General features: G+C 35.3%; 12 protein-coding genes and 1 CRISPR repeat array (1 of these 13 cut by a window edge). All 12 genes read left to right on the forward strand.

Features of this window, described 5'->3' with window-relative positions; translation table 11 throughout:
* The first annotated feature begins 128 nt into the window (after nucleotides 1–128).
* The 12 genes from CSUIS19073_RS03115 (at nucleotide 129) to thiS (ending at nucleotide 11,355) form a co-directional block, all read left to right on the forward strand.
* Complete coding sequence (locus CSUIS19073_RS03115) at nucleotides 129–1,391, forward strand: anthranilate synthase component I family protein (protein ID WP_086242230.1); 1,263 nt, start codon at nucleotides 129–131, stop codon at nucleotides 1,389–1,391.
* Nucleotides 1,391–2,992, forward strand: coding sequence for an anthranilate phosphoribosyltransferase (gene trpD / locus CSUIS19073_RS03120; RefSeq protein WP_086242199.1), 1,602 nt, complete (start codon nucleotides 1,391–1,393; stop codon nucleotides 2,990–2,992). Before CSUIS19073_RS03115 ends, trpD begins: the two co-directional genes overlap by 1 nt.
* Nucleotides 2,989–4,086, forward strand: coding sequence for a DNA adenine methylase (locus CSUIS19073_RS03125; protein ID WP_086237741.1), 1,098 nt, complete (start codon nucleotides 2,989–2,991; stop codon nucleotides 4,084–4,086). Before trpD ends, CSUIS19073_RS03125 begins: the two co-directional genes overlap by 4 nt.
* Nucleotides 4,086–4,697, forward strand: coding sequence for a phosphoribosylanthranilate isomerase (locus CSUIS19073_RS03130; protein ID WP_086237742.1), 612 nt, complete (start codon nucleotides 4,086–4,088; stop codon nucleotides 4,695–4,697). The genes CSUIS19073_RS03125 and CSUIS19073_RS03130 overlap by 1 nt, the downstream gene beginning before the upstream one ends.
* The gene (gene trpB / locus CSUIS19073_RS03135; protein WP_086242200.1) at nucleotides 4,694–5,875 is read left to right on the forward strand and encodes a tryptophan synthase subunit beta; all 1,182 of its coding nucleotides are present in this window, start codon (nucleotides 4,694–4,696) and stop codon (nucleotides 5,873–5,875) included. Before CSUIS19073_RS03130 ends, trpB begins: the two co-directional genes overlap by 4 nt.
* The gene (gene trpA / locus CSUIS19073_RS03140; protein WP_086242201.1) at nucleotides 5,868–6,614 is read left to right on the forward strand and encodes a tryptophan synthase subunit alpha; all 747 of its coding nucleotides are present in this window, start codon (nucleotides 5,868–5,870) and stop codon (nucleotides 6,612–6,614) included. The genes trpB and trpA overlap by 8 nt, the downstream gene beginning before the upstream one ends.
* Nucleotides 6,615–6,724: 110 nt before the next feature.
* Entirely contained in the window at nucleotides 6,725–7,144 is a 420-nt protein-coding gene (locus tag CSUIS19073_RS03145; protein WP_086242202.1) for a chemotaxis protein CheX, read from the forward strand.
* Nucleotides 7,141–7,446 (forward strand): flagellar motor switch protein FliN, encoded by a 306-nt coding sequence (gene fliN, locus CSUIS19073_RS03150; protein WP_086237746.1) that lies wholly within the window; start codon nucleotides 7,141–7,143, stop codon nucleotides 7,444–7,446. Before CSUIS19073_RS03145 ends, fliN begins: the two co-directional genes overlap by 4 nt.
* Nucleotides 7,443–8,345: a hypothetical protein gene (locus tag CSUIS19073_RS03155; protein WP_086242203.1), complete on the forward strand. Its 903-nt coding sequence runs from the start codon at nucleotides 7,443–7,445 to the stop codon at nucleotides 8,343–8,345. Before fliN ends, CSUIS19073_RS03155 begins: the two co-directional genes overlap by 4 nt.
* 20 nt (nucleotides 8,346–8,365) lie before the next feature.
* Nucleotides 8,366–9,553: a 2,3,4,5-tetrahydropyridine-2,6-carboxylate N-succinyltransferase gene (locus CSUIS19073_RS03160; RefSeq protein ID WP_086237748.1), complete on the forward strand. Its 1,188-nt coding sequence runs from the start codon at nucleotides 8,366–8,368 to the stop codon at nucleotides 9,551–9,553.
* Nucleotides 9,554–9,562: 9 nt separating this feature from the next.
* The gene (locus CSUIS19073_RS03165; RefSeq protein ID WP_086237749.1) at nucleotides 9,563–11,155 is read left to right on the forward strand and encodes an ABC-F family ATP-binding cassette domain-containing protein; all 1,593 of its coding nucleotides are present in this window, start codon (nucleotides 9,563–9,565) and stop codon (nucleotides 11,153–11,155) included.
* The gene (gene thiS / locus CSUIS19073_RS03170; protein ID WP_086237750.1) at nucleotides 11,152–11,355 is read left to right on the forward strand and encodes a sulfur carrier protein ThiS; all 204 of its coding nucleotides are present in this window, start codon (nucleotides 11,152–11,154) and stop codon (nucleotides 11,353–11,355) included. The genes CSUIS19073_RS03165 and thiS overlap by 4 nt, the downstream gene beginning before the upstream one ends.
* A gap of 120 nt (nucleotides 11,356–11,475) precedes the next feature.
* Nucleotides 11,476–12,003: direct repeats of the CRISPR family, unit length 37 nt; unit sequence GTTTCAAACCGAGTTGGTTTATGGTATAATTTGCAAC (it continues 85 nt past the right edge of the window).

The raw sequence follows: 12,003 nt of genomic DNA on the forward strand, positions 1-12,003 counted from the left end.
ACACCTTAAATTTAATGCCAAATTATAGTAATCCTAAGATAAAATCTAGCTTTGAAATAGTAATTTTTAAGATTGATAAAGAAAATTTTTTGTATAATATTTTTTTAAAAAAACTTTTTGGAGCTAATATGCTTTTACTCTGTGATCCAACCATATATTTTAGAGAAATTTTACGCCAATATCCAAAATCTTATCTAGCTGAAGATGAGATGCAAGTCATCATCGGTATTGATTGTGATTATATTAGCGGAGATGATTTTGCTAAATTAAATGAGAGGATTAAAAATGGCAAAAAAATCTCAAATTTTGCCGGACTTTTTGGGATTTTAAGCTACGAAGCTGTATATAAATTTGAAAAAATCGCAGATATAAAGCCATATTTATACGAGTTCCCAATATATCATTATAGCGATGCTAAAGCATATTTACACTATGATAAACAGAGTAAAATTTATGGCTTTTATGGGGATAGCGGATACTTTAATAATCTAAAAGATATAAAGCCTCTAGTCAAATCAGATAAAAGCTATTTCTACACCATAAAAAGCGATCTAGATAGCCAAAAAACCGATTATCTAAATATGATTAAAACGGCTAAAAATTATATAAAAAATGGCGATATCTTCCAAGTAGTTTTATCTAAAACTTTAGAATTAGAAAGCGATTTTGACCCACTTGAATTTTATGAAATTTTAAAATCCCAAAATCCTAGCCCATATATGTTTTATTATCCAAGCGAATTTGGCACCATCGTAGGTAGCAGCCCTGAGCTTGTAGTAGAGATCAAAAAAGGCATTATCCACACAAGTCCAATTGCTGGAACAAGAAAACGAGGGATTGATGCCAATGAAGATGAAGCGATAAAAAAAGAGCTTTTAAGCGATGAAAAGGAGCTTAGCGAGCATAGAATGCTAATTGATCTAGCTAGAAATGATATAGGCAAATTCGCCCTTCCAAGTAGCGTAAAAGTTACAAATCCTATGCATATCAAGCTATATGAGAGCGTAATGCATATTGTAAGTGATATTTACGCAGAGCTAAGTAGCTCATCAACGGCAATGGAGGCGATAACTACGATATTTCCAGCTGGAACCCTTAGCGGAAGCCCAAAGATTAGAGCAATGCAGATTATAAATGAGCTTGAAGGGCATAGTCGTGGAATTTATGGTGGTGGGATTGGATTTTGGCATTTTAATGGAGATATGCAAATGGCAATTCTCATTCGCTCAGCAATCTTCGTGCCAAATTCAGACTCAAATAGCGTATTTATCGGAGCTGGCGCTGGGATAGTGTGGGATAGCGATGCTAAAAATGAGTATGAAGAAATTTGCAATAAACGAAAAAGTTGCCTAAAGATCTTTGAGCAATACGCAACCAAAAGGGATAAATAATGATTTTGATGATAGATAATTACGATAGTTTTGTTTATAATATATATCAATATATTTTAGACACGACTAAAGAGCCTATAAAATGCGTTAGAAATGATGAGATTACAATTGATGAAATTAAAGCCTTAAATCCATCTAAAATTATCCTAAGTCCAGGACCAAAACACCCTAAAGATAGCGGAGTTTGCCTTGATATTTTAAGAGCGAATTTAGGCATTCCTATACTTGGAATTTGCCTTGGGCATCAAGCCATTGGGCTAGTAAATGGAGCTGATATTAAGGTGCTTGATATCCCAGTTCATGGTAAAATTAGCCAAATCAAAACCCAAAACGATAGCATAATCTTTGCTGGATTACCAAGTGAATTTAATGTGATGAGATACCACTCTTTATATGTGGATAATCTCCCGCCAAACTTGCAAGCCACAGCATATAGTAGCGATGGGGTTTTAATGGCGTTAGAGGATAGGCAAAATCAAATTTTTGGGATACAATTTCACCCTGAGAGCTTCTTTAGCCAGTATGGAAAGCAGATAATTACAAATTTTCTCCTACTAAATCAAACAAAAGACGAAAGCCCTAAAAAGGCAAATTTCGCTCCATTCCTTACAAAACTCCAAAAAGGCTTTGCGCTTGATAGTAGCGATTATGAGATAATTTGCAAAGAGATCTATAATAAAAATTATGATGAAATTCAGCTTGGTGCTTTGCTAGTTTTAATAAGCGAAAAATCACTATATCCAGATAGCCTTGCTGCACTTGTAAAAAATATACTAAAATACTCAACTACATATAATGATAACTCGCCGATGATGGATATAGTGGGCACAGGTGGCGATGCTTTAAAAACCATTAATATCTCTACAACTTCAGCTTTCATACTAGCCTCTTTAGGCATCAAAGTAGCTAAACACGGCAACAAAGCCATAACATCTAAAAGCGGCAGTAGCGATGTTTTAAGCCAAATTGGCATAGATTTAGATAGTGATATAAAGCGTCTAAAATCTAGACTAAATAGCCAAAATTTAGCCTTTTTCCATGCTCCATACTTTCATCCTATTACAGCTTCTGTGCGTGATGTAAGATTAAGGCTTGGAGTGGGAACTGTGTTTAATATCCTTGGGCCACTTCTTAATCCGAATTTAAGCCTTAGCAATCAAGTAGTGGGAAACTATCTTGAAGAAGTTAATGGGCTAATTGCGGCTACTTTATTAAATTTAGGTCGCAAACACGCTCTTGTCGTGCATGGCATGGACGGAATGGACGAGATAAGCCTTTGTGATGAGACACTAATACACGAAGTAAAAGATGGCAAAATACTTGAGTATAAGATCACTCCAGAGCAATTTGGCTTTAATAGGGCATTTCACGCTGATATCGCTGGTGGAGATGCTAGTTATAATGCTGATATTTTAAGAGCTACGCTAAAAGGAGAGCTTAGTGGGGCTAAATTTGATATAGTGCTTTTAAATGCGATGTTTGCCCTATATGCTGCAGATGGTGCTAACTCACCACTAGAGGCTAAAGATATAATCTTAAATGCGATTAAAAGCGGTAAAGTTTGGGAGTTTTATAAAGACTACACCGGAGATAATAGGTGAGCAAAAATACAGAGTATTTGACAAATCAACTAATTAGCTATTTGGGTAATAAAAGATCGCTTTTAGGCTCGATTGATAGCGTTGTATGCGATATAAAAAAAGAGCTTAGAAAAGATAAAATCGCATTTGCTGATGTCTTTAGCGGTAGCGGAGTGGTCGCAAGACTAGCTAAAAAGCACTCCAATTTGATATTAGCAAATGATTTGGAAAAATACTCTTTTGTTATAAATTCATGCTATTTAGAAAATTCAGATAATGAGCTTATATCAAACTTAAAGCAAATTCACAATAAAATTTTACAAAATTACACCCCGCAAGAGAGCTTCATCAGTGAAATTTACGCCCCAAAAGATGATAAAAATATCCAAAAAGGCGAAAGAGTTTTCTACTCAAGGCAAAATGCTTTGATTCTAGGCGGTTTAAGAGATGAAATATCTAAAATTCCAACTGAATTTCAAAAATATTTTATAGCTCCACTTCTTAGCCAGGCCTCCATTCACTCAAACACCGGTGGCGTTTTCAAGGGCTTTTATAAGGATAAAGATGGCATTGGGAAATTTGGCGGACAGGGCGAGAATGCTTTAAAGAGAATTTTAGGCAAAATAGAGCTTGAAATGCCGATTTTTTCAAATTTTAAAAGCGAATTTAAGGTATTTCAAAATGACGCTTATGAATTTGCTAAACTAGCTCCAAGCGTGGATATAGCGTATTTTGATCCGCCTTATAATCAGCACCCTTATGGCTCAAACTACTTTATGCTAAATTTAATATGCGATTTTAAAGCACCAAATATAGAGCAAATCAGCAAAGTTAGCGGTATCCCAAATGGTTGGAACCGCTCGAATTATAATAAAAAAGCAAAAGCAGGTAGTGAGTTTTTCACGCTTTTAAGCGAGTTTAAAGCAAAGTATTTGATAATCTCATTTAACTCAGATGGATTTATCAAAGAGAGCGAGTTTTTAACAAATTTAAATAAAATAGGCAAGGTTGAAAAAGTAAAGATCAAATACCCAACCTATAGAGCAAGTAGAAACTTAAACTCAAGAGACTTATATGTAACCGAGTATCTTTACATAGTAAAAAAGGTTATATAATGAGCCCTTTAATTAAAATTTGTGGTATCAAAACTTTAAGCGAAGCTAAAAGCGTGTGTGAGTGCGAATTTAAGGGTAAAAGAGTGGATTTTATCGGGCTAATTTTCGCTGAGAGTAAAAGAAAAATTAGCAAAGAAATGGCTAAAAATATTGCTAATTTGGCTCATAAATTTGGTATAAAAGCCGTTGGCGTTTTTGCTAAAATACCATTTGATGAAGTGGCAAAAATAGTGAAATTTGCGGATTTAGACGCCATTCAAATCTATGAAAAAGTAGATGATAAAACTAAATTTGATTGTGAGGTGTGGCAAGTTTTTAGCGTAGGAGAGAGTTTGCCAAAGCCTGAAGGGAGCTATGATAAAATATTATTTGATACAAAAGGGGATAAGATTGGTGGAAATGGGGTTAAATTTAACTGGGATTTGCTAAAAAATTTAGATATCAAATTTGGTCTAGCTGGTGGAATCGGCGTAGAAAATTTAAAAGAAGCAATAAAGCTTAAACCAAATTTAATTGATATAAATAGCAAAATAGAAGATGAATTTGGAATAAAAGATAGCGATAAAGTAATGGAAATTTTAAAAATAGTTAGCTTAGGAGATTTAAAATGAACGCAAAAGCATATTTTGGCAAATATGGCGGACAATTCGTCCCTGAAACCGTGATGAGCGCCCTAATGGAGCTTGAAGAGGCCTATGAAAAGATCGCAAAGAGCGATGAATTTAAATCTGAATTAAACGCCCTTTTAAAAGATTATGTCGGCAGACCAAGCCCCATGTATCACGCCAAAAGATTAAGCGAGCACTACGGGCATAATATATATTTAAAAAGAGAGGATTTAAACCACACAGGAGCTCACAAGATAAATAACGCTCTAGCTCAAGCACTTCTTGCTAAAAAGATGGGTAAGACAAAGGTTTTAGCCGAAACGGGCGCTGGTCAGCACGGAGTAGCCACTGCAACAGCAGCGGCACTTCTAGGGCTAGAGTGCGATGTATATATGGGGCAGTGCGATACCAAAAGACAAGCCTTAAATGTATATAAAATGCAGCTTTTAGGAGCCAATGTAGTACCTATTAGCGATGGGCTTGGCACACTAAAAGAGGCCACCACAGCAGCCATTCAAGCATGGGTAAATGAGATAGAGAGTAGATTTTATGTTATAGGCTCAGCCGTTGGCCCTCACCCATACCCAATGATAGTTAGAGATTTCCAAAGCGTAATCGGCTCTGAAGCCAAAGCCCAATTAGATGAAAAAGGCGTTAAGCCAGATTATATCATAGCTTGTGTGGGTGGTGGGAGCAATGCTATAGGTATATTTTCAGCATTTTTAGATGATCCTAGCGTAAATATCATAGGCGTTGAAGCTGCAGGTCTTGGTATAGAGACCAAATACCACGCAGCCACTTTAACCAAAGGCACCAAAGGGATAATCCACGGCATGAAAACCATAGTATTACAAGATGAATTTGGAATGATTTTGCCAGTTCATAGCATAAGCGCAGGACTTGATTATCCAGGGGTTGGACCAGAGCATGCCCACTTACAAGATATAGGCAGAGTAAGCTACTACGCCGTAAGCGATGATGAGTGCGTAAATGCCCTAAGACTTCTTTCAAGATTAGAAGGGATAATACCAGCTATTGAGAGCTCACACGCCCTAGCTTACCTTGATAAGCTCTGCCCTACTCTAAATAAACGCTCAAATATCGTAGTAAATGTAAGCGGTCGGGGCGATAAGGATATGAATACCATAATGGAGTATAAAAAAGGAACAATCTATGGATAAGATACAAAAAGCATTTAATGATAAAAAGGCAAATATAGGCTATATAGTGGCTGGGTATCCAAATTTAGAATATACAAAAGAGTTTTTGAATTTACTAGATGAGAGTTGCCTTGATATTTTAGAGATTGGAATTCCATATTCTGACCCATTAGCTGATGGCAAACTCATAGCAAATGCGGCTTTTGAGGCTTGTCAAAATGGAGTTACTACAAATAGCGCATTTGATATATTAAAAGAGATTAAAACCAAAAAAGCTTTAGTATTTTTGGTATATTATAATATCATTTTAAGCTACGGCGAAGATAGATTTTTACAAGATAGCAAGGAGTGTGGTATCAGCGGTATTTTAGTTCCTGATATGCCATATGAAGAGAGCAAGGAATTTGCTAGTAAATGCCAAAAACACGGTATCTCGCTCATAAGATTAATCGCCCCTACAAGTGCTAACCGCAGTAAAGAGATCGCTAGTAATGCAGATGGCTTTATCTATGCTGTAGGATCTCTAGGCGTAACTGGCGGAGAGCAAAGCTCAATTGATAGATTAAAAGATATGATTAAATCTATAAAAGATAGTAGTAAATTGCCAGTTGCAATTGGCTTTGGGATTAAAAATTCTCAAGATGTCAAAGCGATCAAAGAGTATGCAGATGGTGCGATCATAGGCACAAAAATTGTAGAGATAACAAGCAAATTTGACCCACAAACCGCTCATAAAAAGATAAAAGAGTTATTTGAATAGATAGCAATTTGGCTAAATTTAATAATCACAAATTTAGCCAAAAAATTTATAAATAATCTCTTTTAAAGTTAAATTTTGTATAATACTACCCAAAACTTAAGGAGATTATAATGCTAAATGCTATTAATTACGCTACTAAACACTTTTGCACTGATGTCTTTGGATATAAACTAGAAGAGGGAAAAAGCCTAGGTAAAGACCTATATGGTGCTAGTATTCCTATATACAAAGATGGCGAAGAGATCCAATTTTATCTATATTTTAAAAAAGAGACTTTAGAGCTTTTTGTAGATAAGCTATTTAATAAAGAAGAGGGTAAAAAAACAGATTTAGGTGATTTAAGCAGAGAAGTTGCTAATCAAATCGTAGGATATGCAAAAAATCTACTAAATGATAACAATAATGGAACTTATAAGCTTGGAACGCCTGAATTTCTAGGTAAAGTTGAGAGATTTCCAGTTAGACTTGAAAAATCTCAAATATTTAAAATGAAAAATAAAACATTTAAAATAGGCTACAAAAAAGCATGAATGATGAAGGTCTAAGCCCAAATGGGCTATTTCACGGCTATGATGAACTACTTGATATAGGCGTGGAGTTTATAAGCGATCTTGGCATGACGACAATTAGCGTAAGGGAGCTTTTAAAGCTAGAAGTTGGCTCCGTTATAGACCTAGAAAAACCAGCCGGAGAGAGCGTGGAGCTATTTATAAACAATAGAATATTTGGCAAAGGCGAGGTGATGGTATATGAGAAAAATCTCGCCATTCGTATAAATGAGATCTTAGACTCAAAATCTGTAATCCAATATTTCAAAAGAGAGCAATTATGAAAATTTGGCTTTTAATAGCATTAGCGTTACCGCTTTGGGCTGTAAATTTGCTTACTCATAATATTTATCAAAGAGATGAGAGAATTGATATTATGCTAAGCTTTGACGCGCCATATAATGGCACGATAAAGCAGCAAAACAACCCCCAAACCATCAATATAATATTAAGCGATGTAAATACAAAAGATAAAATAAATAAAGAGATAAAATCCAATATCTTACAAAATATCAATATCTCTTCAATTAATAACGCTACAACTCTAGAGCTAAAATATCAAAAACCAATATCTATAATAGCCTCTAAAACAAGTGATAAATTTGGACTTCGTATCCGCATAACACCTAAGGCAAATCAGCCACAAAACTCAGTTAAAAACACGCCAAAAGAGCAGCCATCGCTATCTAATATACCGACCAAAAAGGATAATCAAGATAGCTTATATACAAACTATATTATAGTGATTTTAGTGCTTTTTGCGATGTTTGTATTTGCTATGTATATAAAAACCAAATACGCTAAGAAAAATTTAAAATCCACTAAATCAAACAAAGTAGATCAAACAGTAAAGATTGAGCCATTTGAGTTATCTACTCCCAAAAATTCATTAAATCAAAGCGGTAATTTAAGCTGGAATTTAGATAATGAAAGCGTAGATATTATATATGAAAAGCCACTAGATACGCAAAATAAGGTAGTTTTACTAAACTATGAAAATCAAAAATATCTAGTATTAGTCGGAAGCTCAAATGTGCTTTTGGATAAATTTGGTGAAGAGAAAATAAAGACAAAAGATGATTTTGAGCTATTTTTCGAAGAGAATAAACAAAAGCTTAGTGGCTACCTACAAGAGCGTAAAAACGCTATAAGTAGATACAAAGACATGATGGATAAAGAGTAAATTTAAAATAAAGGAAAAAAATGAGTATCAAAAATTTAGATGAATTAAAAAAATTTACAGGTGAGATTCGCTCCAAAGCTGGGTATAAAGACCCAATGGCATTTGCAATTGGTAGAAGCATTAAAGGTAAATCTGGCAAGACAATTAGCGTAAATTACGCAGTTGTAAATATGAATGAAAACTACGCAAGTGCGGCTATATTGAGCTGGGCAATTGAGAAAAATGGGATAAAAATCGATAATAGCACAAGCGAATTTGTAGCGCCAATTAGCTCAGCTATTATAGCAGATGCTCTGGGTATTTTTGATTTTTTAATTAATGAGTGTGAAGGCGATAAGCATAAAAATATCCAAAATCTACTAGTTATAGATGAGATTTTAAATGATGGCGAAATGGACAATGATGCTGAGTTTGTAGTTACATTTTTATATAGCGATGAAGCGCCTAAGAGCGTTGAAGCTGTCTATTTAAAACTATATCTTCTATCATTAAATAAAGCTGAAATTAGAAGTTTAAATCTAAATGGAGCCTTTGGGTTATTACCAAATTTAGCTTGGGATAGCGATGGAAATCCGCATGAATTAGACCATTTAAGAGAGAATGAAATTTGGCTTAAAATGAAAGGCTGGTATCCAAATATCATTAGCGTAGATAAATTCCCACGCTATCTAAACCACATAATTCCAAGCGACAACACTAGAATACTAGATAGCTCAAAAGTTAGAATGGGAGCAGTTTTAGCTCCTGGTACTACCATAATGCCTGGTGCGTCTTATGTCAATTTCAACTCCGGAACCACTGGTGCGGTAATGGTAGAAGGCAGGATATCAAGCTCGGTTAAAGTAGGCGATGGAAGCGATATAGGCGGTGGAGCTAGTATTTTAGGCGTATTAAGTGGGACAAATGGCAATCCAATTAGCATAGGAAAAAGATGTCTATTAGGTGCTAACTCAGTAACAGGTGTGCCACTTGGTGATGATTGTATAGTAGATGCTGGAATAGCTATTTTAGAAGGCACAAAAGTCTATATAAATGATAAAGAAGCCCTTAAAAAGGTAAATCCTGAATTTGAGTTTGATAAAGATATTTATAAAGCACTTGAACTAGCTAATCTTAATGGAATTCACTACCGCCAAAATAGCCAAACAGGTCAAATCACGGCTAATATTAGCAAAAGAGCTATTAAATTAAATTCCGATCTACACTAAGGGGGCAAAATGGTTGAAATCAAGGGCTTAACTCATCGTTTTGGCTCACAACTGCTCTTTGAAGATGTGAATTTAAAGCTAAATTCGCACAACAGATATGGTCTAATCGGAGCTAATGGCGCTGGAAAATCTACATTTTTAAAGATTTTAAGCGGTCAAATCGAACACACTAGTGGCGAGATAATCATAGAATCTAATAAAAAAATTGGCGTCTTAGGTCAAGATCAATTTGCTTTTGAAGATTTCACCTTAAAAGACGCTGTTTTATGGGGAAATAAGAGATTATATGATGCGATAAAAGAGAAAGAGAAGCTCTATTTAAGCGAAGAATTCACAGATGAGATCAATGAACGCCTTAGCGAACTTGAGATTATCAGTGCTGAAGAAGACCCAACCTATGAGTATGAAACTAGAATAGAAAAAATTTTAAGCTCCCTTGGATTGCATGAGTATGATAAGCTAATGAGCCAAATCGAAAGTAGCGATAAAGTTAAGGTATTATTAGCTCAAGTGCTATTTCCTAGACCTGATATTTTATTTCTTGATGAGCCTACAAACAACCTTGATATAGATGCTATAGCTTGGCTAGAAAGAGAGTTAATCAACCACGAAGGCACACTAGTTGTCATCAGCCACGATAGACACTTTTTAAATAGGGTTTGTACACATATTTTAGATGTGGATTTTAGGCAAATTAGGGAATTTAGCGGTAACTATGATGACTGGTATATCGCAGCAAATTTAGTAGCTAAACAAGCCCAGATGGAGCGTGATAAAAAGCTAAAAGAGCGTGAAGAGCTAGAGAAATTCATAGCTAGATTTAGTGCAAATGCAAGCAAAGCAAAGCAAGCCACAAGTAGAGCCAAACAGCTTGAGAAGCTCCAAATTAATGAGATCAAAACATCTAGTCGCCGTGATCCTAGTATTTTATTTCGAACCAATCGTGATATAGGCAATGAGCTAATCGAGCTAATCTCAGTAAGCAAAAAATTTGATAAAAATGTGATTTTAGATAATTTTAATTTTAAAATGAATAAGGGGGATAAGGTCGCTATCATCGGCACAAATGGCGTAGGCAAATCCACCTTATGTAAAATCATAATGGGCCAACTAGAAGCAAATAGCGGTAATGTCCATATCGGTGCTACCATAGAGCTGGGCTATTTTGCTCAAGATAGCTCAAGTAAAATCACAGGAAACCTAAAATTATACGAATGGCTCCAAGACTCCAAAAATAAAGATCTAGATGAGATACGCAAATGTCTAGGTAGAATGCTATTTAGTGGCACCGAGCAAGAAAAGGAAGTAGGCAGTCTAAGTGGCGGGGAAAAGCACCGCTTAATGCTATCAAAGCTGATGCTACAAAAAGCAAATTTATTAATATTAGATGAGCCAAACAACCATCTTGATCTCGAAGCTATCATCGCTTTGGGTGAGGCGCTTTATAATTTTAGCGGTAGCTGTATCTGCGTAAGCCACGATAGAGAGCTTATAGATGCCTTTGCTAATAGAATTTTACACCTAAAAGGCAACGCAGAGATAGTGGATTTCAAAGGGACTTATGAGGAGTATAGAGCGTATTGCGGATTGGATGAGAAATGATCCAAATTTGGCTTAACTCAAATTTAATTAGCATTGATGATGGCTCTAATCTTGCTAAGCTTATAAAACTACAAGGCTATGAAGAGAGCAGAGTCGCTGTTGAAGTAGATATGCAAATAGTCCCAAGGAGTGCTTGGAGCGAATTTATAATCAAAGATGGAATGAAAATCGAGATTGTAGAGTTTGTCGGCGGTGGCTAAAATAGCCTAAATTTATAGGTATTTATAGATATTTACGATGGCTCTTTAGGGTTGTGGGTTGGTTTATGGTATAATTTGCAACTATTACTTGATAATACACTACCGCCATCAGCCGTTTTAGTTTCAAACCGAGTTGGTTTATGGTATAATTTGCAACTAATTGCTTTAGAATGCGGATTATCAAGCAGCATGTTTCAAACCGAGTTGGTTTATGGTATAATTTGCAACTAAGGTGGGCTTTTTTGAAAGCTCTAAATATACCGATGTTTCAAACCGAGTTGGTTTATGGTATAATTTGCAACTTTCATCTCCTACCCATTGATGGTTCATTTTAATGTTTCAAACCGAGTTGGTTTATGGTATAATTTGCAACCTCAAAATGGCTTAGTGTCTAGTAGCTCAATTGAGTTTCAAACCGAGTTGGTTTATGGTATAATTTGCAACATCGGCTTAAGCGTTTTAATATTCGGCTTGATTTTGTTTCAAACCGAGTTGGTTTATGGTATAATTTGCAACTGATTTAATCGGCTTAAGTGTTTTAATATTCTGTTTGTTTCAAACCGAGTTGGTTTATGGTATAATTTGCAACTAAATTAGGAATTATCCCTTGTTTTGGTAACTCGAGTTTCAAACCGAGTTGGTTTATGG

The sequence above is a fragment of the Campylobacter sp. RM19073 genome (assembly GCF_024723495.1).
In the GTDB taxonomy this organism is placed as follows: domain Bacteria; phylum Campylobacterota; class Campylobacteria; order Campylobacterales; family Campylobacteraceae; genus Campylobacter; species Campylobacter porcelli.

What these genes read in the sequence shown, in the direction of transcription:
- CSUIS19073_RS03115 (WP_086242230.1), top strand. Translation starts at nt 129, where the DNA reads ATGCTTTTACTCTGTGATCCAACCATATATTTTAGAGAAATTTTACGC.
- trpD (WP_086242199.1), top strand. Translation starts at nt 1,391, where the DNA reads ATGATTTTGATGATAGATAATTACGATAGTTTTGTTTATAATATATAT.
- CSUIS19073_RS03130 (WP_086237742.1), top strand. Translation starts at nt 4,086, where the DNA reads ATGAGCCCTTTAATTAAAATTTGTGGTATCAAAACTTTAAGCGAAGCT.
- trpB (WP_086242200.1), top strand. Translation starts at nt 4,694, where the DNA reads ATGAACGCAAAAGCATATTTTGGCAAATATGGCGGACAATTCGTCCCT.
- trpA (WP_086242201.1), top strand. Translation starts at nt 5,868, where the DNA reads ATGGATAAGATACAAAAAGCATTTAATGATAAAAAGGCAAATATAGGC.
- CSUIS19073_RS03145 (WP_086242202.1), top strand. Translation starts at nt 6,725, where the DNA reads ATGCTAAATGCTATTAATTACGCTACTAAACACTTTTGCACTGATGTC.
- fliN (WP_086237746.1), top strand. Translation starts at nt 7,141, where the DNA reads ATGAATGATGAAGGTCTAAGCCCAAATGGGCTATTTCACGGCTATGAT.
- CSUIS19073_RS03155 (WP_086242203.1), top strand. Translation starts at nt 7,443, where the DNA reads ATGAAAATTTGGCTTTTAATAGCATTAGCGTTACCGCTTTGGGCTGTA.
- CSUIS19073_RS03160 (WP_086237748.1), top strand. Translation starts at nt 8,366, where the DNA reads ATGAGTATCAAAAATTTAGATGAATTAAAAAAATTTACAGGTGAGATT.
- CSUIS19073_RS03165 (WP_086237749.1), top strand. Translation starts at nt 9,563, where the DNA reads ATGGTTGAAATCAAGGGCTTAACTCATCGTTTTGGCTCACAACTGCTC.
- thiS (WP_086237750.1), top strand. Translation starts at nt 11,152, where the DNA reads ATGATCCAAATTTGGCTTAACTCAAATTTAATTAGCATTGATGATGGC.